This is a genomic window from Streptomyces sp. HUAS ZL42 (assembly GCF_040782645.1).
Taxonomy (GTDB): domain Bacteria; phylum Actinomycetota; class Actinomycetes; order Streptomycetales; family Streptomycetaceae; genus Streptomyces.
This window is the reverse complement of record NZ_CP160403.1, coordinates 7,823,873-7,846,516: the sequence shown is the minus strand read 5'-3', so window position 1 is coordinate 7,846,516 and position 22,644 is coordinate 7,823,873. Positions and strand designations below refer to the sequence as shown.

Genomic DNA, 22,644 nt, shown 5'->3' with positions numbered 1-22,644 from the left:
CCTACAGGGCCACGCCGAGCAGAGCGTCCACCGCGCGCGACACCACTCCGGGTGCACCGGTGTCCGTACCGCCCTGCTCCTGCTGCAGGGCGACCCAGCGGTCCACGGCGGCCAGCGCGGCCGGAGCGTCCAGGTCGTTCGCCAGTGCCTCGCGGATCTCCTCCACGAGCGCCTCGGCGGCCGGACCGTCGGGCCGGGAGACGGCGGCACGCCACCGTCCGAGCCGCGCCACCGCGTCCTCGAGCACCTGGTCGGTCCACTCCCAGTCGGCCCGGTAGTGGTGGGAGAGCAGCGCGAGCCGGATGGCGGCGGGGTCGACGCCGTCGCGCCGCAGCTGCGAAACGAAGACCAGGTTGCCCTTGGACTTGGACATCTTCTCGCCGTCCAGGGCGACCATGCCGGCGTGGACGTACGCCTTGGCCATGGGGAACTCCCCCGTCAGCACCTGGGCGTGCGAGGCCCCCATCTCGTGGTGCGGGAAGGCGAGGTCGGAGCCGCCACCCTGCACGTCGAAGCCCATGCCGAAATGGTCCAGGGCAATGGCGACGCACTCGATGTGCCAGCCGGGGCGACCGCGGCCGAGCGAGCCGCCGTCCCAGCTGGGCTCGCCCTCGCGGGCCGCCATCCACAGCATCGGGTCCAGCGGGTTCTTCTTGCCGGGCCGGTCGGGGTCGCCGCCGCGCTCGGCGGACAGCAGCCGCATGGCGGCGGCGTCGAGGTTCGAGACCTTGCCGAAGTCCGGGTCGGCCTCGACGGAGAAGTAGATGTCGCCCTCGAGTTCGTAGGCGGCGCCGGCGTCCCGCAGCCGCTCGACGAGCGGGACGATCCCGGGTATCGCCTCGACGGCCCCTATGTAGTGCCGCGGCGGCAGCATCCGCAGGGCGGTCATGTCCTCGCGGAACAGGGTCGTCTCCTTCTCGGCGAGGGCGACCCAGTCGATGCCGTCGCGCTGCGCCCGCTCGAGCAGCGGATCGTCGACGTCGGTGACGTTCTGGACGTAGTGGACCTGCCGCTTCGTGTCGAGCCACACGCGCTGCACCAGGTCGAACGCGTTGTACGTCGCCGCGTGCCCCATGTGGGTGGCGTCGTACGGCGTGATACCGCAGACGTAGATACGGGCGACGGGACCGGGGTCGAGGGTGACCAGATCACCGGTCGCGGTGTCGTGGATCCTGAGGTCGCGGCCCTGACCTGGCAGGGCGGGGACCTCGGAAGCGGGCCAGGCATGCATGTCATGAGCCTAACCGGCCGGAAGTTCCGTATACGAACGGGAGTGGGTCGGATGGCCGGGAAGGCGGTCTTGTGCAGACCGTGCGGATGTGCAGCGGCCTGTTTTCAGGTGACTCGCGCCGGTGTCGACGCCGGCTGGGTCCGCTCACCGCGCCGGCGGGGTGCCGCGCGTCACACCGGCGGCCACGGAATCGCCGGCCACTCCCCGCTCGGCTCCGGATGCTTCCCGGACGCCAGCAACCCGTCGACCCGCGCGCGCGTGGCTTCGAGTTCCGCCCGTGTGATGAGTGCGGTCAGCCGGGTCGCCAGCGTCCCGCCCTCGTCGAGCGCCGCCTTCAGGCCCTTGAGCGCCTCGACCGCCTCCCCCGTCAGTGGCTCGCCCGCCCAGCCCCACAGCAGCGTCCGCAGTTTGTTCTCGACGTTGAAGGTGACGCCGTGGTCGATGCCGTACAGCCGCCCGTCTGCGGTCGGCAGCAGATGGCCGCCCTTGCGGTCCGCGTTGTTGATCACCGCGTCGAGGACGGCCAGTCGCCGCAGCCGCTCGTCGTCGGCGTGCACCAGCAGCGCGGTCCTGCCGTCCCCGACCTCCGCGAACCCGATCGCCTTCCAGCCGGGCTGCGGCTCCTCCCCCTCCACGAGGGCGAGGAGTTCCGCGTCGGGCGTCTGCTCGATCCACAACTGGCACATTCCCTCGCCGTACGGCCCGTCCCGCAGCACGGTCGCCGGCACGAGCCCCCAGCCGGTCGCCTCGGAGACCTCGTACGCCGCCACCTCACGCTGGGCGAGCGTCCCGTCGGGAAAGTCCCACAGGGGTCTCTCGCCGGCCACGGGCTTGTAGACGCAGGTCGCCTCACGGCCCTCGTGGGCGACCGTGCAGTACAGCGCCGCGTTGGAGGCGTCACGGATACGGCCGCGCACGGTCAGCTCCCCGCGCTCGAGCAGTTCGGCTGGGGTCACCTCGGCCGTCACGCTCCGCGGCGGTATCCGTTCTGGCGCGGACATACGTGTCCTTCCGGGTCGAGCGGCAGGCTGCACAGCGGGCACGGCGGCCGGCCGGCGTTGACGACGTCGAGGGCGCGCTTGGCGAAGGCTCTCGCCTGCGCGCCGGTGAGCCGGACCCGCAGCATCGGGGGCCCGTTCTCCTCGTCCTGAAGGAGCCGCTCCTCGGCCTCCGCGAGGTCCTCCTCGGAGTCGGCGTCGAGTTCCACGAGGGCCTGCGCCTCGACGATCATGCGCTGTTCCTCGCCGTCCCAGGCGAGGGCCATGGTGCCGACCCGGAACTCCTCCTCGATCGGTGTGTCGAGGGGATCGGTGTCGGCGATCTCGTTGGGCGCCACGGCGGGCACGGAAGCGCTGCCGCCGCTACGGCGTACGACCTCGTCCAGCAACTCGTCCATGCGCTCGGCGAGCGCGGCTACCTGAGTCTTCTCCAGTGCCACGCTGGTCACCCGGGAGCCGGCGATGGCCTGGAGGAAGAAGGTACGGCGCCCGGGCAGTCCGACCGTGCCGGCCACGAAGCGGTCCGGCGGGTCGTAGAGGAACACCTGACGGGACACGTCCTGTCTCCATTGGAATCGTTCGGATCGTGAGTACGTGAAGGTCCGTGCGTGAACGCGTGTGTGTGGACCGCTTCACCCTACTGCGGCCGACGATCACGGTGCGCCCGCACCGCCCCCCACCGGGGCGTCCTCGGCAGGGGGTTCCTCGCGCGGCACGAGGGACGCGAAATCACCGGTGTCCCCGAGCCGTACGAGGAACGGCCGCAGCCGTGTGTAACGGATCGCGGTGATGGAACACGGTTCAACGGAAATCCTCTGGAAGAGGTCGAGATGAAGTCCGAGTGCGTCCGCCACCAGCGACTTGATGATGTCACCGTGCGAGCACATGAGATACACGGCGTCGGCACCGTGGTCGCGCTCCACGCGCGCGTTCCATTCGCGTACCGCCTCGGCGGCCCGGGTCTGCATGGCCCGCATGGACTCGCCGCCGGGGAAGGCGGCCGCGGACGGATGCGCCTGCACGACCTCCATGAGGGGCTCGTCCTTGAGTTCGGCCAGTTTGCGTCCGGACCAGTCGCCGTAGTGGCATTCCCCGATCCGCTCGTCGATGTGCGCGCGCAGCCCGGGCCGCGCGTCGAGCAGCGGCTGGATCGTCTCCTGGCAGCGCTGGAGGGGGCTGGCGACGACCTCGGAGATCGGCAGCTCGGCGAGGCGCCCGGGCAGCGCGGCGGCCTGCGCGGCGCCCCGTTCGTCGAGGGCGACGCCGGGCGTCCAGCCGGCGAGCACTCCCGAGGTGTTGGCGGTGGAACGTCCGTGCCGGACGAGGATCAGCGTGGGCATGCGGCCCAGGGTAGGCATACGCCCGCATGCGACGGCGGGCCCAGGGCGGGAGAATACGCTCCGTGATCGTCGACTGTGCCATCTACCGCGACGGGCGCCGGACGGAGGGTCCCGAGGACCTCTCCGACGCCCTGGCCCAGTGCCGCCTCGGGGGTGACGCCTTCGTCTGGATCGGCCTGTACGAGCCGACGGAGAACGAGTTCGACCAGGTCACGGAGGAGTTCGGGCTGCATCCCCTGGCCGTCGAGGACGCTCTGAAGGCGCATCAGCGCCCCAAGCTCGAGGTGTACGACGACTCGTTGTTCATGGTCCTCAAACCTGTGGGGTACGAGCCGAAGAGCGATGTCGTCTCCTCGGGCGAGGTCATGGTCTTCGTCGGCGACTCGTTCGTGGTGACCGTACGGCACGGCGAGGAGGCGCCCCTCGCGGCCGTCCGGCACCGGCTGGAGGCGGAGCCGGAGATGCTCCGGCACGGTCCCACGGCCGTGCTGTACTCGATCGCCGACGCGGTGGTCGACCACTACGTGGACGTGGCGCGCGAGCTGGGGACCGACCTGGAGGAGCTGGAGGCGGAGGTCTTCGCGCCGGACACCGGCGGCTCGCGCCACACGGCGTCCAGCATCTACGCCTTCAAACGGCAGGTCCTGGAGTTCCGCAGGGCCACCGGTCCGCTGGCGCAGCCGCTGACCCGGCTCGCCGGCACGGGGCTCTACGGCATCCACGTGCCCTTCGTCCACGAGAAGGCGCAACCGTTCTTCCGCGACGTGAGCGACCACCTCACGCGTGTGAACGAGTCCGTGGAGGGCCTGGACCGGCTCGTCTCGGACATCCTCTCGGCGCATCTGGCGCAGATGAGCGTCCGGCAGAACGACGACATGCGGAAGATCTCCGCGTGGGCGGCCATGGCCGCGGTCCCCACGATGATCGCGGGCATCTACGGCATGAACTTCGACCACATGCCGGAGCTGCACTGGGTGTGGTCGTATCCGGCGGTGATCGTGGTCCTGGCCGCCCTGGAGGTCTCCCTGTTCCGGCTGTTCAAGAGCCGCGGCTGGCTTTAGGCGTGCCTGTCCGTCAGGCGAACTCGGCGGCCGTCGTGGCCGGCCCGCCGAGTGCGTCGCGTCGCTCCGGCATCTTCAGGGACACCATCCGCCGCCAGCCCGCGAAGCGTTCCCACGCGTACACGGCGTGGATGCCGGCCACGAGCACCGCCGACTTCGCCCGCGGCCAGCCGAGGATGCGTCCCATGTGGGCCATCACGGCGAGGCTGACGTCCCGGTAGATCCGGATCTCGGCGAGCGCGGACTCGCGCAGGGTCCGCTGGATGGCGCGGCCGTGCCCGGCGTGGGCGAAGCGCAGGAGTTCCTCGTGGCAGTAGGCGAGGTGGTTGTCCTCGTCGCTGGAGATCATCTTCACCGCGCGGCCGACGTCGGGGTGGTCGGCGAAGTGCTTGCGCAGCAACTCCATCTGTTCGGAGGCCCGCTGTTCGGTCACCCGGCTGTGGGCGAGGTAGGTGACGATGTCCTGCACGCTGAGCGGCTGGTCGCTCTTGAGCTTGTCGTGGGCGAGGCCGATGCCGTTCCGCTCGAGGATCATGGTGTAGTCGGTCTCGGGCGGGACCGGGACGGGTTCGAGGCCGCGCTTCTTCAGCAGGGCGTTGAAGATCCGCCCGTGCTTGTCCTCGTCCGCGCCGTGTCGGGTGATCTTGGGGGCGAGTTCGCGTTCGCTCGCCGGGACGAGCGCGGCGATCCGGGCGTTCTCCCAGCCGCCCTGCGACTCCCCGCTGGCCGCGATGGAGCAGAAGAGCCGGAAGGACTCGTCGTTGTCGAGGATCTCCTGGAACAGACTCTTGGCCGAAAGCATCGTGGGGCACCTCTCTGCATTCCGCAGGATTCCGCAAAGAACGAGTCAAATGCGGCATGAGGGGCGCTGCAACAGCTGTGTCGGACAACTCCGCCAAAAGGATGACCGCCAGGGTCATGGCGCGGCGTAACCGCGCGGGTCCCGGCGCGTTGTTCCCCGTGACGGCCGTGGCGGGGAAGACCCCCGAGCCCCCACCACGGCCGCTGAAAACCTCCCCCCGGTGTTCCCGGTGTTACGCGAGCCCGGCGCGCTCCAGGGCCTCGGCGCCGGCGCGGAGCGAGGCGAGGCGCTCGTCGAGGGTGAAACCGGCGGGGGCGAGGGTGAGGGTGGTGACCCCGGCCGCCGCGTAGGCCTTCATCCGGTCGGCGATCCGCTCCACCGAACCGAGCAGCGTGGTCCGGTCGATCAGCTCGTGCGGGACGGCGGCCGCGGCGCCCTGCTTGTCGCCGGACAGGTACTTGTCCTGGATCTCGGCCGCCGCCGTCTCGTACCCCATGCGCTGGGCGAGTTGGTTGTAGAAGTTCTGCTTGCGGCTTCCCATACCGCCGACGTACAGCGCGGTGTAGGGACGGAAGGTGTCGGCGAGCCTGGCCACGTCCTTGTCGTCGCCGACCGCGAGGGGCAGCGTCGGGCAGACGTCGAAGCCGTCCAGGGTCTTGCCGGCCTTCTCGCGCCCCGCGCGCAGGTAGGTGATCGCGGTGTCCTCGAGGTGGTCGGCGCTCGGGAAGATGAGGAGCGCCCCGTCGGCGATCTCGCCGGTCTGCTCGAGGTTCTTCGGGCCGATGGCGGCGATGTACAGCGGGATGTGCTCGCGCTTCGGGTGCACGGTCAGCTTGATGGGCTTGCCCGGGCCGCCGGGCAGGGGCAGCGTCCAGTGCTCTCCCTCGTACGACAGCCGCTCCCGCGTCATCGCCTTCCGTACGATCTCGACGTATTCGCGGGTCCGCGCCAGCGGCTTGTCGAACTTGACGCCGTACCAGCCCTCGGAGACCTGCGGGCCGGAGACGCCGAGGCCGAGCCGGAAGCGTCCGCCGGAGAGGGAGTCGAGGGTGGCCGCGGTCATGGCGGTCATCGCGGGCTGGCGGGCCGGGATCTGGAAGATCGCCGAGCCGACGTCGATCCGCTCGGTCTGGGCGGCGACCCAGGTGAGCACCGTGGCCGCGTCGGAGCCGTAGGCCTCGGCGGCCCAGCACACGGCGTACCCGAGCCGGTCGGCCTCCTGCGCCACGGCGAGATTGTCCGAGTCCATCCCGGCGCCCCAGTAGCCGAGGTTGATCCCGAGCTGCATGGCCGAATCCCCTTACCCATCAGTAGCGTCCCTTGTGCGCAGACCCTAGCGCGACTCACAGGGCCGCGGACTGTCGCGTCCCGCACAGCGGCGGGCGGTTCGGGTCCCCCCGGCGCTGACGGAAACTGGTTATCCACAGGCCCCCACGCCACGACCCCTGGCCAGTAATGTCGGCGTCCATGGAGCAGAGGCATCTCGGCCGTACCGGCCTGCGCGTGTCCCGCATCGGGCTCGGCACCCTGACGTGGGGACGTGACACCGACGAGCACGACGCCGCGGACCTCTTGAAGACGTTCTGGGAAGCGGGCGGAACGCTCGTCGACACCGCGGACGTGTACGGCGACGGAGAGGCCGAGTACCTGCTGGGACGCCTCATAGAAGGCCTGGTGCCGCGGCGCGACCTGGTGATCTCCACCAAGGCCGGCAGTGTGCCCGACCCGGACCGGCGCTTCGACGGCTCGCGCGGCCACCTGCTCTCCGCTCTGGACGCCTCGCTCGCCCGTCTCGGCACGGACTACGTCGACCTCTGGCACATCCACGCCTTCGACCCGGACACCCCGCTCGAGGAGACCCTCCAGGCCCTCGACATCGCCGTCACCAGCGGCCGCGCGCGCTACGCCGGCGTCTCCGACTTCTGCGGCTGGCAGCTCGCCAAGGCCGCGACCTGGCAGCTGGCGGCACCGGGGGCACGGACGCGGCTGGCGAGCACGCAGATGGAGTACTCGCTGCTGCAGCGCGGCGTGGAGCGCGAGGTGCTGCCGGCCGCGCTGGACCTGGGGATCGGTCTGCTGCCGTCCTCCCCGCTGGGCCGCGGTGTGCTCACCGGCAAGTACCGCAACGACGCCCTGCCGCCCGACTCGCGCGGTGCCTCGGACCACTTGGCGCCCTTCGTCGAGCCGTACCTCGACGACACCGCGAGCCGCATCGTCGACGCCGTGGCGACCGCGGCGGACGGGCTGGCGGTGACCCCGCTCCAGGTCGCCCTCGCCTGGGTGCGCGACCGGCCCGGAGTGGCCGCGCCCGTGGTCGGCGCACGCAACGCGCAGCAGCTCACGGCGGCATTGTCAGTGGAGGCCCTTAGTCTTCCTGACGAGATCTGCCGGGCGCTCGACGATGTGTCGGCGCCCCTGCACCGCTATCCCGATCACGACTGGAGCACGCTGTGAGCACGGAGCCGGAGACCACGGAGAACGACGGGCCGGGGACACCGGACACGGCGGCGGAGGGCGCCCCGGACACCGGAGCCGCGGAAGACTCCGGTACCGCGGAGGCCTCGGCTGCCGCAGAGACCGAGGAGAGCGCGGACACCGAAGGCGGCGACGGCGGCACCGCGTCGCCGCCGTCCGAGGCCGAGGCCGAGCTCGCGGCCCAGCGGCTCGAGCGGGAGCGGATCGAGCGGCGGAAGTCCGAGAAGCAGGGCCCCATCGAGAGCGGCGGCAAGCTGAGCGGCAAGGCCGCCGATCTGCTCGCGGCCGTAAGGGCGGTGGAGAGCGGCGAGAAGCCCGCCGCCACCGTCTTCGCCGAGCCGGAGCGGGCTCCGCGCCGCCCCGCCCCCGAGCCCGTACGACGCCCGCAGCCGCAGCAGGCCCCTGACGCGCCCTCGGCTCCCGCCCCGCAGACCGTCGAGGCCGTGCGCGGCGTGCTGACCGGCGGAGGTGCGCCCGAGGCGCTGGCACCGCAGGTGGCGGCGGTCCTCGGCGAGGGCGCCGAGGACGTGCTGCGCGCGGATCCCTGGCAGCTGCTGCGGGTCACGGGCGTACGTCCCGAGCAGGCCGACGGATTCGCGCGGGCGCTGCTCGGCGCGGACTGCGCCCCGGACGACGAGCGGCGGGGCCGGTCGGTCACCGTCTGGCTCCTGGAGCAGGCGGCCCTGGCCGGGCACACCGCCCTTGAGCTGTCGGCCCTCACCGCGGCGCTGGACCGGCGGGGCGTGCCGGACGCGGACGGAGCCGTACAGAGCACGATCGCCGAGGGCGAGGCGCTGGTCTTCCAGGACGCGCTGGAGGAACCCGGCAGCCCCGCCGCCGCCTCGCCGGCCCAGGAAGCAGAGGAGGACGAGGAGACGGAGCGCCCGGTCCGGGTCCTGGTCGGCCTGGAGCCGTACGCGCTCGCCGAGGAGAGCCTCGCCGACGGACTGGCCCGCGTGGTCAACTCCCTGGCCAAGGACGCCTCGACGCGGTGGGAGCCGGCCGTGGCGTCGGCGTCCGGCGGCGCGGCCGAGCTGATCCGTGCCGTCGCCGGTCACGGCCTCGTGCTGCACACCGGCGGCGAGACGGCCCGCGCCGAACCGGTGGCCCTGCTGGCCGCGGCTCGCGCCCTGGACCTGCGTGCCGTCGCGGCGTGCCATACGCCGGACGGGCGCGGCCGTTTCGCGGCGCTGCTCGGAACGGCCGACGAGAAGGCCACCGACGCCGTCGTCACCGTCGCCGGCCTCCTCTCCGGTGCCGAGGGTCCCGGGCGCGACGCCGACGGGGCGCTGGCCCTCGACCTCCTCGTCGTTCTCGACGCCCCGCAGCTCGACGTGGAGAGCGCGGCGACGGTCGTGGAGTCGCTGCCCGACGGGGCCCGGCTGGTGCTCAGCGGGGATCCGGCCGTGCTCTGGTCGGCCGGTGCGGGGCGGGTCTTCGCGGACCTGGTCGCCGCTCGGGTGTGTCCGCAGGTCGCCTCCCGCATCCCCGACCCGGGTCCGATCGGCGAGCTCGTCTCGGGCATCGGCATCGGCGAGCTGAACCAGGTCGACGCGCCCGGAAAGGAGATCGTGATCGTGCCGGTGCGGGACGCGGGCGAAGCCGTGCACCGGACCGTGCAGCTCGTCGCGGACTCGGTGCCGCGGGCCTTCGGCGTGCAGTCCGAGCAGACGGTCGTGATCACGCCGGGGCACGGGGGCGCGGCCGGGACGCGCGCGCTCAACGCGGCGCTCAAGGAGCGCCTCAACCCCGGGCCCGGCCGCTTCGGCGGCTTCGACCCGGGCGACCTGATCGCCTACTCCCCCGCTCCGGGCCGCACGCTGGCGGGCCGGGTGGTGAGGGCCGACGCCGACGGACTGCACCTGACGTGCGCGGGCGCCCCCGTCGTCGTGGCCCGGGACCGGGTCGAGCAGACCGTACGACACGGGTGGGCGCTCACCGCACACCAGGCGGTGGGCAGCCGATGGCCGGCGGCGGTCGTGGTCCTGCCCGGCGACGCGGCACAGGCACTGAACCGCCCCTGGGTCTACACGGCGTTCAGCCGCGCGGAACGCCACCTGTCCGTGGTGCACGGAGTGGAGCAGGCACTGCCGAGAGCGGTCGCAGAAGTCCCGCCGAAGCCGCGCACTACACGTCTTCCGGTTCTGCTGAGGACCCAGGTCCCGACGGCAGGCTGACCACGGGGCAGGACAACCCGCAGACACAAACGACGGCGGCGGCCACGGAAGCTCTCCGTGACCGCCGCCGTGGCGCCCGGCGCTAGCCGTGTCGCTCCAGGTCCTCGTCCAGATCGGTGTCAAGATCGTCTTCGAGATCGACTCCGTCGGCCTCCTCGTCGAAGACCGCGCTGACGTCGAAACGGCAGACCACCCGCTGCGGATCGATCTGCTCGAACGGCGACTCCAGCCACTCCCCCGGTTCGACCGGATCGTCCGCCGCGGTCACCCACAGCGTGGAATCGCCCTCCTCCAGACCGAACTCCTTGTGCCGGGAGGCGATCTCGTCCGGTTCGTACTCACCGAAGAGGATGCCGAGCGCCCCGTGAATCGTGCCGGAGGCGTCCGCGCCCTCGTAGTCCGCCGCCTCGACCCGCTCGGCCTGCGCCAGCAGCCGCTGCGGCTCCACCACGGCGTAGTCGCGGCGGATCAGCACACTCAGCGCGCTCGGTTCCTCGGGCCCCGTGTACGGGGGCAGGTCCTCCGTGCCGGGGATCTCGAAGGGCGTGACCTCGTCGTAGCGGTCGTAGAGCAGCTCGTCGTACGCCTCTGCGGCCGCGGCCAGCTGGTTGAACGCCTCATAGACGGCCGGGTCGTCCTCCCCCGACCGGCGTTCGACCGCGGCCAGATGGCGGTCGAGCGCGGTCTTGACCGCCTCGGCGGCGGCGCGTACCTCGGCAGCGGTGGGCTGCGCAGCATCAGACATAGTGCAGACGCTATCCGTACCGGGCCCCAGCCCGCACAATAGATGCGATGCCGGAATACGAATTTGTCGACGTGTACGTACCGCGCGGGGTTTCCCGCAAGGAGACGGCACGTCTGCTGACGGACCACGCCGAGTACGGACACTGGGAGTTGTACCGACTGAGCCTGCTGCGTGACGGCAGCCGCAGGGTGCGGTTGCGTCGGCGGATCATCCGCCAGGCGCGCGCCACGTGGTGAGGTGAGACAGCGGAACGGAGCGGGCCCCGCCGACGCGGGGCCCGCTCCGTGCTGCTTCGATGAGCCTTATGCCGAGGCTCGGGCCTTGCGGTAGAGGACCGCGCCCGCCAGCAGCGCCCCCGCGCTCGCCGGCAGGGCGAGGCCCAGCGGCAGGTCACTGCCCGTGTGGGCGAGCTGCGCGGCACCCCGGGGCTGGCCGGCCGACTGGGCGCCGGGCTGGTTGACGTGCGAGGAGCCGCCGGGCGTCTGGCCACCCGCGGCGGGCGGCGTACCGGGGACACCCGGAGTGCCCGGCGTACCGGGGTTGCCCGGCGTACCGGGGTTGCCCGGCGTGCCAGGGTTACCGGGGTTACCGGGGTTACCGGGGTTACCGGGGTTACCGGGGTTACCGGGATTGCCCGGGTTGCCCGGCTGTCCGGGCGGGTTGTTCCCGCCACCGCCGCCCGGCGGGTTGTTGTGGAGGCCGCCGCCGTTTGCGCAGTCGTTGCCCGAGGTGGAGTTGCCGATCCCGATGACGTCGACGCTGTTGCCGCAGACGTTCACCGGCACGTCGATCGGCACCTGGACGTGGTTGCCGGAGGCGACGCCGGGTGAGTCACTGGCGTGCCCGCCGGCCGAGGCACCGCCGTGCCCGGCGGACGAACCGCTGCCACCGCCCTGGTTGACGCATGTGTTGCCCACCGCCGGGTTGAGGATCCCGACGACGTTGACCGTGTTGCCGCAGACGTTCACCGGCACATGCACCGGCACCTGCACCGTGTTGCCCGACAGCACGCCGGGCGAGTTCGAAGTGGAGCCGCTCGCAACCGAGTCGGCGTGGGCGGCACCACCCGCGGCGGCAAGCACGCCGGTCGCGGCCGCCACGGTCATCAGGCCCTTACGGGTGACCTGTCGCATTGCTGAATTCCCTGCCTTCGACCTTGTCCCGAAATCTCAATGGGCCCGAAAACTCGATGGCCCCGAAAAGGCCGGTCGGCTCCGAAGCGCATAACAGGCACTCCGAAGCCGACGGCGTGAACGGCCCTCAGAGGGCCGCCGTCACTGGTTGACGCAGGTGTTACCGAAGGCGGGGTTCAGCAGCCCGATCACGGAGACCGTGTTGCCGCAGACGTTCACCGGGACGTGAACGGGCACCTGTACGACGTTGCCGGACGCGACACCCGGGGAGTGCACCGCGGCGCCCTGGGCACCGGCGTCCGCAACGGCAAGGCCCGCGCCCGCGAGAACGAGGCCACCGGTGGCAGCCGCAGCGGCGACGACCTTCTTGATCATTATTCCTCCTTGTTGGCAATGCGACCCCATGCAGCGGATCACATCATCAGTAACGAGGAGGAACTATTGAGGCTACGAACGTATCGTCCCATTCACTCTTCCCAGTCAACTCCGCACAGGCAGGCGATTGTTGGAGTGTCGTTTCAGCGGGCGAATTCGGGACGGCTGAACAACTCAGGACGCGTCGATGAACCGGTCGAGGACCCGCACGCCGAACTTCAGACCCTCCACCGGCACCCGCTCGTCGACCCCGTGGAACATGCCCGCGAAGTCCAGCTCCGGCGGCAGCCGCAGCGGCGCGAAGCCGAAGCAGCGGATGCCGAGATCGTCGAAGGACTTGGCGTCGGTGCCGCCGGAGAGCATGTACGGCACGGCACGGGCGATCGGGTCCTCGGCGCTCAGCGCGCTCTGCATGGCGTCGACGAGCCGGCCGTCGAAGTCGGTCTCCAGGGCCTTGTCGCCGTGCACGTCCTCGCGCCTGACGCGCGGGCCGAGGATGCGGTCGAGGTCGGCGAGGAACTCCTCCTCGTAACCGGGCAGGAAGCGCCCGTCGACGTGGGCGGTGGCCTGGCCGGGGATGACGTTGACCTTGTAGCCGGCGCCGAGCATGGTGGGCGCCGCCGAGTTGCGCAGGGTCGCGCCGACCATCTTGGCGATGCCGCCGAGCTTGGCGAGGGTCTCGTCCATGTTCTCGGGGTCGAGTTCGGTGCCGAGCGCGTCGGAGAGCTCGTCGAGGAAGGACCGCACGGTCTTGGTGACCCGCACCGGCCACTTGTGCCGGCCGAGCCGTCCGACGGCCTCGCACAGTTCGGTGATGGCGTTGTCGTCGTTGGTCATCGAGCCGTGGCCTGCGGTGCCGTCCACGGTGAGCCGCATCCAGTGCATGCCCTTCTGGGCGGTCTCCACGAGGTAGAGCCGCAGCTTCTCGTTGACGGTGAAGGAGAAGCCGCCGACCTCGCCGATCGCCTCGGTGACGCCCTCGAAGAGGTCGGGGTGGTTGTCGACGAGGTGCCGGGCGCCGTACGTGCCGCCCGCCTCCTCGTCGGCCAGGAACGCGAGCACGATGTCTCGCGGCGGTTTGCGCCCGCTGCGCAGCCGGTCCCGTACGACCGCGAGGGTCATCGCGTCCATGTCCTTCATGTCGACGGCGCCCCGGCCCCACACGCACCCGTCCGCGATCTCGCCGGAGAAGGGGTGGTGGGTCCAGTCGGCGGCATTGGCCGGTACGACGTCGGTGTGACCGTGGATGAGCAGCGCGGGCCGGGAGGGGTCCTCGCCCTCGATGCGGGCCACGGTGGAGGCTCGGCCCTGGTGCGACTCGAGGATCTGCGGTTCGAGCCCCACCTCGGCCAGCTTCTCGGCGACGTACTCGGCGGCCTTGCGCTCGCCGGGGCCCGAGTGGTCGCCGTAGTTGCTGGTGTCGATCCGGATCAGCTCGCGGCAGAGGTCCACGACCTCGTCCTCGCCGGTGACGCTCCTGGCCGTGCCCGTGTCGCTCACGCTGCTTCCTCTCGCCGTCACTGCTGGTGGTTCCCCTCATCCTCCCTCGCACCCCCGCCCGGCCCCAAGAGCGGTCCTGGCCCGTCACACGCCGTTCACGCCCGGGGCGGGATGCGGCGGCCGGCTCCTGTGATCGGCCACCCCGGAAAGCCTGGTAATGTTTACGTCGTCGCTGCGGGGGAAACCGCGCACGACAGACACCTTGTCCGGGTGGCGGAATGGCAGACGCGCTAGCTTGAGGTGCTAGTGCCCTTTATCGGGCGTGGGGGTTCAAGTCCCCCCTCGGACACCAGCGCGAAACCCCTGTCGATCAGGGGTTTCTTGCTTTTCGGGGCCGTGGGGCCCGCGCCCGGGCGGCGGCGGGGCCGGCTCTCGGCCGCGGTACGGCTGGATCACACCCCCAGGACCCCCAGGGCTCCCAGGAGTGGCGCGAAGCGTCCGCGCGGACCCCTGGCCGATCCCCCGGCGGACGGGCCGCCCACACCGGGACGCGAACAAGGCACACGCGACCTGACGCCACGTCACAAGGCGCCGGGGCGGCCTGCGCACGCCGCCTGCGGCCGCCCCGCCCGCACAACGGGCGGGCCCCCGCGGCCCGTTATGTGGGCCATCTCTCCCCACGCCACGTATGCCCAGGTCACAGGCGCTTCTCCCCTCACCTACCGTCACCCGAACGGCCCTCCCCAATGGTCGGGAAGGGGCCCAAAGCCTAGCGTCGTACTAATATTTCCGGCTTGTTACGGAGCTGGAGCCGGACAACCCCAGGCAGACCTGCGGGCCCGCCAGCGCCCCGGAGGCTTCCGGGATCGAGACGCGAGGACCGGATGGCAGCCATACACGAGGGCAGCGCTCTCGGCCTGCTCGAGGAAGAGATCCGCGAACGGTTCGGCGACACGGCACGTTTCTCCGGAGGCCCCGCCTCCTCCTCGCGCACGCTCGTCGACGTCTTCGACGCGTCCGTGCGGTCGTACCCGGACGAGCTCGCCCTGGACGACGGCACGACCCGCCTCACCTACCGTGCGCTGGCCGTCGAGGTGGAGCGGCTGCGCCGCCGTCTGGCCGCCGCCGGGGTCGGCCTCGGCGACCGCGTCGGCATCCGCGTCCCGTCCGGCACCAACGACCTGTACGTGGCGATCCTGGCCGTCCTCGCGGCCGGTGCCGCCTATGTGCCCGTGGACGCCGAGGATCCCGACGAGCGCGCCGAGCTGGTCTTCGGGGAGGCGGACGTACGGGCCGTCGTCGGCGCCGAGCACGAGATCGCCGTCCACGGCACGTCCGACGCCCGCGCCGCCCGCCCCGGCACCGAGCACGACGCCTGGATCATCTTCACCTCCGGCTCCACCGGGAAACCCAAGGGCGTGGCCGTCAGTCATCGCAGCGCCGCCGCGTTCGTGGACGCGGAGGCCGCGCTGTTCCTCACGGACGAGCCGATCGGGCCCGGCGACCGGGTCATGGCGGGGCTGTCCGTGGCGTTCGACGCGTCCTGCGAGGAGATGTGGCTGGCGTGGCGCTACGGCGCCTGTCTGGTGCCGGTCCCCCGCTCGCAGGTCCGCAGCGGCGCCGACCTCGGCCCCTGGCTGGTCGAGCAGGAGATCACCGTCGTCTCGACGGTGCCGACGCTGGCGGCGCTGTGGGAGCCGGAGACCCTCAACGACGTACGGCTGCTGATCTTCGGCGGCGAGGCCTGCCCACCGGAGCTGGCACAGCGGCTGGTGACGGAGGGGCGGGAGGTCTGGAACACGTACGGGCCGACCGAGGCGACCGTCGTGGCCTGTGCCGCGCTGATGACCGGCGAGGAGCCGATCCGGATCGGGCTGCCGCTGAACGGCTGGGAGCTTGCCGTCGTCGACGAGGCCGGGGAGCCCGTGCCGATGGGCGGCAGCGGGCAGTTGGTGATCGGCGGGGTCGGGCTCGCCCGGTACCTGGACGCCGAGAAGGACGCGGAGAAGTACGCGCCGCTGGAGTCGCTGGGTTGGGAGCGGGCGTACCGCAGCGGTGACCTCGTCAAGGCGGATCCCGAGGGGCTGGTCTTCCGCGGGCGGGCCGACGAGCAGATCAAGCTGGGCGGGCGCCGTATCGAGCTCGGTGAGGTGGACGCGGCGCTGCAGGCGCTGCCCGGTGTCGCGGGCGCGGCCGCCGCCGTGCGTACGGCCCGCAGCGGCAACCAGCTCCTCGTCGGCTACGTCGTCACCCAGGACGGCTGGGACCACGCGGCGGCCGTGGAGAAGCTGCGCGCGGAACTGCCCGCCGCGCTCGTCCCGCTGCTCGCACCGGTTGCCGAGCTGCCCACTCGCACCTCCGGCAAGGTCGACCGGGGCGCCCTGCCGTGGCCACTGGAGGGGCTGGAGACCGGCGGAAGGACGGAACAGCTCTACGGCACCGAGGCCTGGCTCGCCGAGCAGTGGGCGGCGGTCCTCGGCATCCCGGTCACCGGCGCCGGCGACGACTTCTTCGCGATCGGCGGCGGCAGCCTGGCCGCCGCCCAGCTCACCACCCGGCTGCGCACCCGTTACCCGAGCGCGGCCGTCCTCGACATCTACCAGCAGCCCACCCTGCGCAAGCTGGCCCGCCGTCTGGAGGAGTCCGCGCAGGACGACAACGCCCGGCGCACGATCGCCCCGGTGCCGACGCGCGCCAAGCTGATCCAACTGCTGCTTCTGGTCCCGCTGTTCACGCTGCTCGGCCTGCGCTGGACGGTCGTCCTGGCCGCGCTCGGAAACGTGCTGCCCGCGTACACCTGGCTGCCGGCGGGCCCGTGGTGGCTCGTCGTGGCCGGGGCGGCGCTGTTCTTCAGCCCGCCGGGACGGCTCGCGATCGCGGCGGGCGGGGCACGCCTGCTGCTGCGCGGGGTGCAGCCCGGCCGGTACGCGCGCGGCGGCGGTGTCCACCTCCGTCTCTGGACGGCCGAGCGGCTGGCCGAGTTCAGCGGGGCGACCTCGCTGACCGGGTCCTGGCTGGAGCGGTACGCGCGGGCCCTGGGCGCCAAGGTCGGCCAGGACGTCGACCTGCACTCGCTGCCGCCGGTCACCGGCATGCTCAAGCTGGGCCGGGGCGCCGCCGTCGAGTCCGAGGTCGACCTGTCCGGGTACTGGCTGGACGGCGACCGGCTGGAGATCGGCCCGGTGAAGGTGGGCGCGCACGCCGTCGTCGGCACGCGCAGCATGCTCTTCCCCGGGGCACGGGTGGGCAAGCGGGCCGAGGTGGCGCCGGGTTCGGCCGTCACCGGGCAGATTCCCACCGGTCAGCGCTGGGCGGGGGCGCCCGCGGTCAAGCTCGGCAAAGCCAAGCGCAACTGGCCCAAGGAACGCCCGCCGCGGGGCGCGTACTGGCGGGCGATGTACGGCATGACGGGCTTCGCCCTGACCGCGCTGCCGCTCCTGGCGGCCGGGGCGGCGCTCCTCGTGGCGCACGCCTTCATCACGCCGGGCGCACCTCTGCGGGGTGCGGCCCTCGCCCTCGTACCGGCCACGCTCGCCTACGGGCTGGCGTACGCGCTGCTGCTGCTGATCGCCGTACGGCTGCTGAGCCTGGGTCTGCGCGAGGGCATCCATCCGACGCACAGCCGGATCGGCTGGCAGGCGTGGACCGTCACGCAGCTGATGGACCGCTCGCGGGAGACGTTGTTCCCGCTGTACGCCGGGCTGGTCACGCCGGTGTGGCTGCGGCTGCTCGGGATGCGGGTCGGGCGGGGCGCCGAGGTGTCGACGGTGCTCGCGCTGCCCAGCCTGACCACGGTGGGTGAGGGCGCGTTCCTCGCCGACGACACGCTGACCGCGCCGTACGAGCTGGGCGGCGGCTGGGTGCGGATCGGGCGCGCGGAGATCGGGCGGCGGGCCTTCCTCGGCAACTCGGGGATGACCGCGCCGGGGCGGACCGTGCCGGACGGCGGACTGGTCGGCGTGCTGTCCGCGACGCCGAAGAAGGCCAAAAAGGGAACCTCTTACCTGGGGCTGCCGCCGGTGAAGCTGCCGCGCAGTGCGGCCGGCGGAGACCAGAGCCGGACGTACGAACCGCCCGCGCGGCTGCTGTGGGCGCGTGGTCTGGTGGAGCTGTGCCGGATCGTGCCGGTGCTGTGCTCGGCGGCGCTGGCCGTGCTGACGGTGGCGGCGCTGTGCGCACTGGGTGCCTGGGCGCCGCTGCTGTCGGGTCTTGTGCTGCTCGGGGCGGGAGCGGCCGCTGCTGTCGTCTCGATCGTCGCGAAGTGGCTGCTCGTGGGCCGGCACCGCAGCGGGGAGCATCCGCTGTGGAGCGGGTTCGTGTGGCGCAACGAGCTGGCGGACACCTTCGTCGAGGTCGTGGCCGTGCCCTGGCTGGCCGGCTCGGTGCCGGGTACGCCGCTGACGACCGCGTGGCTGCGCGGCCTGGGCGCCCGGATCGGCCGGGGTGTCTGGGTGGAGAGCTACTGGCTGCCCGAGACCGACCTGGTGACGCTGGAGGACGCGGCGACCGTGAACCGGGGCTGTGTGCTGCAGACCCACCTCTTCCACGACCGGATCTTGCGGACGGATACTGTGGTCCTCCGTGAGGGCGCGACGCTGGGTCCTGGCGGGATCGTGCTGCCCGGCAGCACGATCGGGGCCCGTACGACACTGGGTCCCGCGTCGCTCGTCATGGCCGCGGAGTCCGTCCCCGACGACACCCGTTGGCTCGGCAACCCGATCGAGGCATGGCGTCCCTGAGCGCGGGCTAGGGGGTGTCTCTTGGATCAGGCCGGACACGAGTGACGGCACCTGATCAACTGGGCCGAGCGGGGTCTGGTGCGTGCAGCTGCAAGGCGGAGGAGGGCGTCGACGCGGAGCGTCGGCAACCGACGACAACGCCGCAGATGTGCGTGCCAGACCCCGCGACCCCGGCAAGATCCATGAGGCACCCCCTTGGCTCGGAACCGGCGGGCGGTGCACCGGCGGTACGGAGTGGCAGCACAGCGCAGGGAGCGGACGCGGCAGTGGCAGTTCAGCAGGCAATGGGTCCGGACCCGTACTTCCCGGCCAACGGTGATCCCCGCTACCGGGTGCACCGCTACGAGCTCGCGCTGGACTACCGACCCGGCCCGAACCGGCTGTCGGGCACGGCCCGGATCAACGCCATAGCGGGACGCTCGGCGCTCAACGAGTTCCAGCTGAACCTGGCCGACTTCAAGATCGGCCGGGTGCGGGTGGACGGCCGGCAGCCGCACTACACCCACCGGGGCGGGCGGCTGCGCATCCGCCCGGCCAAGCCGATCCGGGCCGGAGCCGCCTTCACCGTCGAGGTGCACTGGTCCGGCAACCCCAAGCCGGTGAACAGCCCCTGGGGCGGGCTCGGCTGGGAGGAGCTGGCGGACGGGGCGCTGGTGGCGAGCCAGCCGATCGGGGCGCCGTCCTGGTACCCGTGCAACGACCGGCCCGCCGACAAGGCGTCGTACCAGATCTCGATCACCACGCCGTCGGCGTACGCCGTGGTGGCGGGCGGCCGTCTGCTGACCCGTACGACCAGGGCGAGTACGACGACCTGGGTGTACGAGCAGTCCGCGCCGACGTCGAGCTATCTGGTGGGGCTGTCGATCGGCAAGTACCAGACGGTGCTGCTCGGCGACCCCGGGCCGGGCGGCGTTCCGCAGCACGGGCACATTCCGGCGCATCTGCTCCCGGAGTTCTCCCGGGACTTCGCGCGGCAGCCCGCGATGATGGACCTTTTCCAGGAGCTTTTCGGGCCGTACCCGTTCGACGAGTACGCGGTCGTCGTCACGGAGGAGGAGCTCGATGTGCCCGTCGAGGCACAGGGGTTGTCGTTGTTCGGCGCCAACCACGTGGACGGGGCGCGGGGTTCGGAGCGGCTGGTGGCGCACGAGCTGGCGCACCAGTGGTTCGGCAACAGTGTGTCCATCGCCGACTGGCGGCACATCTGGCTGAACGAGGGGTTCGCCAAGTACGCGGAGTGGCTGTGGTCGGAGCGGTCGGGCGGGCGCACCGCGCAGCAACTGGCGGCCGCCGCCCACCGGTTGCTGTCCTCGCTGCCGCAGGATCTGCGGCTGGCCGATCCGGGGCGGAAGTCGATGTTCGACGACCGGCTGTACGAGCGGGGCGGGCTCGCCGTGCACGCGGTGCGCTGCGCGCTGGGCGACGACCTGTTCTTCCGCGTGCTGCGCGGCTGGGCCGGACTGCACCGTGGCGGCGCGGTGACCACCCACGCCTTCACCGCGCATGTGGCGCGGTTCGCGCCCGAGCCGCTGGAGGACCTGTTCAGGGCGTGGCTGTACGAGCCGAAGCTGCCTCCGCTGCCCGCACCGGACGCCCGGATCCCGGCGCGGCCCGCCTATCCGCCCACCAACGCCGACCCGGCGTAGGCGACACGGGGGCGGGCCGCCCGGCCGGTCAGCTGTGCGGCACCTTCAGCCTGTCCCAACTCGCCTTGCCCGGGATGCCGTCGGCGTCCTTGCCCTTGAAGCCGAGCTTGTGCTGCCAGGCCGCGTACGACTTGCGGTCGGCCTCGGTCCATTCCGGGCTGGGGCCCTCCTCGTAGCGGCCGCAGCCCTCGGCGACGAGCCGGCGACCCATGGCGGTGATGATCGGGGAGTTCTGGCCGATGTGGAAGAAGCCACTGCCCGGGAAGGGCTCGTACGTCGGCTTGGGCGCGGGCTTGGGGTCGGGGTCCTTGCCTCCCTGGCCCTTGCCGGCCAGCCGCTCGGCTATCCGCTTGCGCATGCTGTCCATCGTGAAGCCGCGCGGGTCCTGCTTGCCCGGCTGCCACTCCTTGTGGCCGATGACGGACCGCTCGCTCCAGCCGTGGTGGCGGCAGATGGCGGCGGCGACCTTCTCGATGGCTTCTTTCTGCGCCTCGGGCCAGGGGTCCTTGCCGTCGCCGAGGTTGATGCACTCGAAGCCGTAGAAGTGCCGGTTGCCGTCCGTGTCGGCCTCGTTGTCGGGCGGCAGCCTCGTCTCGTTGATCACGGCGCGCAGGACGTCGCTGTCGCCGAGCCCGGCGTGGTTGGCGCGGCCGTTGCCGACGAGGTGGATCTCGCCCTTCTTGTCGATGACGCCGTGGCACAGCGGCCCGGGCAGGCCGGAGTAGCCGTCGTAGCAGATGTCGACGGAGGCGGCGGTGCCGGAGCTGACGGTGTGGTGGATCATCACGCCGTTGAGCGGGCCCCAGGGGCCCTTGCTGTTGCGGTTGTGGGTGCGCCAGCTGCGGACCTCGTGGACCGTCAGGCCCTCCGCGCGCAGGAGTTCCACCATCTTGGACGCGCCGATCGGCTTCGCCATCACTTGTCTCCTTCCACGGTGGCCTCCGCTTCTGCTGTGGTCTGCGACCGCCCGCCGGAGGGGTCGGCCTCGGCCGCCTCCTCCTGCCTGCGGGCCTGTGCCTCCGCGGCGAGGGTCGCCTCGTCCGCGGCCGGGATGCCGCTGGCCAGGGCGGTGAAGGCGAGGCGCAGGTCGACGGTGCCGCCCTCGCCCTTGACCAGGGCGAGCGGGGCGTAGCTGCGGACGATGCCGGAGGGGGCCTGGAGCAGCGGGCGCCGGGCCGGATCCGCCGGCCATTCGACGCTGCCGGTGGCGGTGCGGGCGGGGATGATCCAGTGGTCGCCGGTGCGATAGCCGCCGCCCTTGGCGAAGTAGACCTCGACACCGTCCTCCAGGGGCAGCCATTCCCCTTCCTCGACGGGTACGGCACCGCCCTTCAGCGAAGTGGTACGGCCCTTGCGCTTCGGCCCCTCGTGGTGGTCCCAGCGGCGCAGGAACGGGTTCAGGTGCGGCAGCCGTCCGACGCCCGGCCCGGGTTCGGCGGACAGGCGGACACGGCGGCCCGGCAGGTCGAGTTCCTCGACCCGCAGCAGCGGCAGGGGCTCGAGGCGCGAGGCGCAGGCGGTGTCGGTGAACTCCACGAGGTCGCCGACGTCGAGGTCCAGCTTGTCGTCGTGGCCGAGGGACGCCAACTGCACCCAGGTGCCGTCGAGTTCGTCGACCGGGAAAACCACCGAGCCGTTCTCGCGGGACCATTTGAAGGTGGCGTCCTTCGCCTCGCCGCCGGCGTGGACCTCGACGCGGTACAGCTGGTTCTCGGGTCCCCGGTAGCGGGCGTCCGGCTTGACCAGGCACGGGTCCTCGTCGGCGTGCTCGGGCCGTTCGCTGCGGGCGGCGAGGCGGGCGGAGGAAGCCGACTGGCGTTCGGCCCACTTGTCGAACGCGGCGCGGACGATGTCCTTCGACGGGTTGGTCTCCTCGATCGCCAGCTGGGCCAGGGACAGCGGCAGAACCTGCCAGACGACCTTGACGCGGGCGGCGGTGTCCGGCATCGCCGCACCGAGGGCGACCTCGCGCAGCAGCGGGTCCTCGGCGGCGGACACGGCGCGCTCCCACACCTTCAGGTAGACCACGAACGGCGACTGCGCGGGCGAGGGCAGCCGGTCGCCCGGCTTCTCCGGGTCGCGGAAGCCGTCGGGCTGGTCCCAGTACGTCCAGTTCGCGGGCGGGGCCGTGGTGTCCTGCTCTTCGGCGTCCTCGTCGGGGACGGGCGTGCCGGGGGCGGGACGGGAGGCGTCGAGCAGGATGCCGTCGACGTAGTAGCGGCCGCCGTGGATGATCAGAGTGTCGATGTCGTGCTTGCCGCCCACGTAGTCGATGCGGAAGCCCGCGGCCTCGCGCGGCCCGCCGTACCGGCCGATGAGGTCGGCCGCGAGGGTGCGGGTCTGGTGGAGCTGGATCGCCGTCTGCTCGTTGGTGTCGGCGTCGAGCTGGACGCGGCCCTGCTGGGCGATGACCGCGGAGTAGTGCCGCTCCGGGCGGAAGGTGAGGCGGGAGAGGTCGGCGTGCATGAAGGGGGTCCCCCTG

18 protein-coding genes and 1 tRNA gene are annotated in these 22,644 nt (G+C 71.9%); 7 read left to right on the top strand and 12 right to left on the bottom strand.

What is annotated here, in order from left to right:
• Position 1: 1 nt before the first annotated feature.
• The 4 genes from mshC to ABZO29_RS35740 form a co-directional block, all read right to left on the bottom strand.
• Entirely contained in the window at positions 2–1,231 is a 1,230-nt protein-coding gene (gene mshC, locus ABZO29_RS35755; RefSeq protein WP_367324337.1) for a cysteine--1-D-myo-inosityl 2-amino-2-deoxy-alpha-D-glucopyranoside ligase, read from the bottom strand.
• Positions 1,232–1,401: 170 nt separating this feature from the next.
• Positions 1,402–2,232, bottom strand: a complete 831-nt coding sequence (locus ABZO29_RS35750) for an SCO1664 family protein (protein WP_367324336.1) — start codon at positions 2,230–2,232, stop codon at positions 1,402–1,404.
• Entirely contained in the window at positions 2,196–2,786 is a 591-nt protein-coding gene (locus ABZO29_RS35745; RefSeq protein WP_367324335.1) for a DUF3090 domain-containing protein, read from the bottom strand. Before ABZO29_RS35745 ends, ABZO29_RS35750 begins: the two co-directional genes overlap by 37 nt.
• Before the next feature lie 96 nt (positions 2,787–2,882).
• A complete protein-coding gene (locus tag ABZO29_RS35740; RefSeq protein ID WP_367324334.1) occupies positions 2,883–3,569 on the bottom strand; it encodes a histidine phosphatase family protein in 687 nt (228 codons plus the stop codon).
• Positions 3,570–3,631: 62 nt separating this feature from the next.
• Between ABZO29_RS35740 and corA the strand changes: the two genes are divergently transcribed.
• Entirely contained in the window at positions 3,632–4,630 is a 999-nt protein-coding gene (corA, locus tag ABZO29_RS35735) for a magnesium/cobalt transporter CorA (protein ID WP_367324333.1), read from the top strand.
• A gap of 13 nt (positions 4,631–4,643) precedes the next feature.
• Here the strand turns inward: corA and ABZO29_RS35730 are convergent, their stop codons facing one another.
• Both ABZO29_RS35730 and ABZO29_RS35725 read right to left on the bottom strand, forming a co-directional pair.
• A complete protein-coding gene (locus ABZO29_RS35730) occupies positions 4,644–5,432 on the bottom strand; it encodes a ferritin-like domain-containing protein (protein ID WP_367324332.1) in 789 nt (262 codons plus the stop codon).
• A gap of 232 nt (positions 5,433–5,664) precedes the next feature.
• The gene (locus ABZO29_RS35725) at positions 5,665–6,720 is read right to left on the bottom strand and encodes an LLM class F420-dependent oxidoreductase (RefSeq protein ID WP_367324331.1); all 1,056 of its coding nucleotides are present in this window, start codon (positions 6,718–6,720) and stop codon (positions 5,665–5,667) included.
• A 179-nt stretch (positions 6,721–6,899) separates the two neighbouring features.
• Here ABZO29_RS35725 and ABZO29_RS35720 point away from each other — a divergent pair, with 179 nt between their 5' ends.
• Both ABZO29_RS35720 and ABZO29_RS35715 read left to right on the top strand, forming a co-directional pair.
• On the top strand, positions 6,900–7,886 hold the full coding sequence (locus tag ABZO29_RS35720) for an aldo/keto reductase (protein ID WP_367324330.1): 987 nt from the start codon (positions 6,900–6,902) through the stop codon (positions 7,884–7,886).
• Positions 7,883–10,084, top strand: a complete 2,202-nt coding sequence (locus ABZO29_RS35715) for a helix-hairpin-helix domain-containing protein (protein WP_367324329.1) — start codon at positions 7,883–7,885, stop codon at positions 10,082–10,084. Before ABZO29_RS35720 ends, ABZO29_RS35715 begins: the two co-directional genes overlap by 4 nt.
• An 82-nt stretch (positions 10,085–10,166) precedes the next feature.
• Here ABZO29_RS35715 and ABZO29_RS35710 read toward each other — a convergent pair whose 3' ends face one another.
• Positions 10,167–10,829, bottom strand: coding sequence for a hypothetical protein (locus tag ABZO29_RS35710; protein WP_367324328.1), 663 nt, complete (start codon positions 10,827–10,829; stop codon positions 10,167–10,169).
• 47 nt (positions 10,830–10,876) lie between these two features.
• Here ABZO29_RS35710 and ABZO29_RS35705 point away from each other — a divergent pair, with 47 nt between their 5' ends.
• On the top strand, positions 10,877–11,065 hold the full coding sequence (locus tag ABZO29_RS35705) for a DUF5703 family protein (RefSeq protein ID WP_033311872.1): 189 nt from the start codon (positions 10,877–10,879) through the stop codon (positions 11,063–11,065).
• Positions 11,066–11,131: 66 nt separating this feature from the next.
• Here ABZO29_RS35705 and ABZO29_RS35700 read toward each other — a convergent pair whose 3' ends face one another.
• The 3 genes from ABZO29_RS35700 to ABZO29_RS35690 form a co-directional block, all read right to left on the bottom strand.
• Positions 11,132–11,962, bottom strand: coding sequence for a chaplin (locus ABZO29_RS35700; RefSeq protein WP_367324327.1), 831 nt, complete (start codon positions 11,960–11,962; stop codon positions 11,132–11,134).
• A gap of 141 nt (positions 11,963–12,103) precedes the next feature.
• Positions 12,104–12,337 (bottom strand): chaplin ChpH, encoded by a 234-nt coding sequence (gene chpH, locus ABZO29_RS35695; RefSeq protein ID WP_367324326.1) that lies wholly within the window; start codon positions 12,335–12,337, stop codon positions 12,104–12,106.
• Positions 12,338–12,511: 174 nt separating this feature from the next.
• On the bottom strand, positions 12,512–13,837 hold the full coding sequence (locus tag ABZO29_RS35690; protein ID WP_367324325.1) for a M20/M25/M40 family metallo-hydrolase: 1,326 nt from the start codon (positions 13,835–13,837) through the stop codon (positions 12,512–12,514).
• Between the two features lie 204 nt (positions 13,838–14,041).
• Between ABZO29_RS35690 and ABZO29_RS35685 the strand changes: the two genes are divergently transcribed.
• The 3 genes from ABZO29_RS35685 (at position 14,042) to ABZO29_RS35675 (ending at position 20,162) form a co-directional block, all read left to right on the top strand.
• Positions 14,042–14,129 (top strand) — tRNA-Leu (locus tag ABZO29_RS35685).
• A gap of 532 nt (positions 14,130–14,661) precedes the next feature.
• Positions 14,662–18,516: a Pls/PosA family non-ribosomal peptide synthetase gene (locus ABZO29_RS35680; protein WP_367324324.1), complete on the top strand. Its 3,855-nt coding sequence runs from the start codon at positions 14,662–14,664 to the stop codon at positions 18,514–18,516.
• Between the two features lie 266 nt (positions 18,517–18,782).
• Positions 18,783–20,162, top strand: a complete 1,380-nt coding sequence (locus ABZO29_RS35675) for a M1 family metallopeptidase (RefSeq protein ID WP_367324323.1) — start codon at positions 18,783–18,785, stop codon at positions 20,160–20,162.
• Between the two features lie 28 nt (positions 20,163–20,190).
• Here ABZO29_RS35675 and ABZO29_RS35670 read toward each other — a convergent pair whose 3' ends face one another.
• Positions 20,191–21,078, bottom strand: a complete 888-nt coding sequence (locus tag ABZO29_RS35670) for a peptidoglycan-binding protein (RefSeq protein WP_367324322.1) — start codon at positions 21,076–21,078, stop codon at positions 20,191–20,193.
• Entirely contained in the window at positions 21,078–22,628 is a 1,551-nt protein-coding gene (locus tag ABZO29_RS35665; RefSeq protein WP_367324321.1) for a DUF6519 domain-containing protein, read from the bottom strand. The genes ABZO29_RS35670 and ABZO29_RS35665 overlap by 1 nt, the downstream gene beginning before the upstream one ends.
• Positions 22,629–22,644 lie beyond the last annotated feature (16 nt).

Bases quoted from the DNA above. Each gene is read 5' to 3' on its own strand.
- ABZO29_RS35700 (WP_367324327.1), bottom strand. From the start codon at position 11,962: ATGCGACAGGTCACCCGTAAGGGCCTGATGACCGTGGCGGCCGCGACC.
- ABZO29_RS35665 (WP_367324321.1), bottom strand. From the start codon at position 22,628: ATGCACGCCGACCTCTCCCGCCTCACCTTCCGCCCGGAGCGGCACTAC.
- ABZO29_RS35750 (WP_367324336.1), bottom strand. From the start codon at position 2,232: ATGTCCGCGCCAGAACGGATACCGCCGCGGAGCGTGACGGCCGAGGTG.
- ABZO29_RS35710 (WP_367324328.1), bottom strand. From the start codon at position 10,829: ATGTCTGATGCTGCGCAGCCCACCGCTGCCGAGGTACGCGCCGCCGCC.
- ABZO29_RS35670 (WP_367324322.1), bottom strand. From the start codon at position 21,078: ATGGCGAAGCCGATCGGCGCGTCCAAGATGGTGGAACTCCTGCGCGCG.
- ABZO29_RS35705 (WP_033311872.1), top strand. From the start codon at position 10,877: ATGCCGGAATACGAATTTGTCGACGTGTACGTACCGCGCGGGGTTTCC.
- ABZO29_RS35725 (WP_367324331.1), bottom strand. From the start codon at position 6,720: ATGCAGCTCGGGATCAACCTCGGCTACTGGGGCGCCGGGATGGACTCG.
- ABZO29_RS35720 (WP_367324330.1), top strand. From the start codon at position 6,900: ATGGAGCAGAGGCATCTCGGCCGTACCGGCCTGCGCGTGTCCCGCATC.
- ABZO29_RS35730 (WP_367324332.1), bottom strand. From the start codon at position 5,432: ATGCTTTCGGCCAAGAGTCTGTTCCAGGAGATCCTCGACAACGACGAG.
- ABZO29_RS35680 (WP_367324324.1), top strand. From the start codon at position 14,662: ATGGCAGCCATACACGAGGGCAGCGCTCTCGGCCTGCTCGAGGAAGAG.
- mshC (WP_367324337.1), bottom strand. From the start codon at position 1,231: ATGCATGCCTGGCCCGCTTCCGAGGTCCCCGCCCTGCCAGGTCAGGGC.
- ABZO29_RS35740 (WP_367324334.1), bottom strand. From the start codon at position 3,569: ATGCCCACGCTGATCCTCGTCCGGCACGGACGTTCCACCGCCAACACC.
- chpH (WP_367324326.1), bottom strand. From the start codon at position 12,337: ATGATCAAGAAGGTCGTCGCCGCTGCGGCTGCCACCGGTGGCCTCGTT.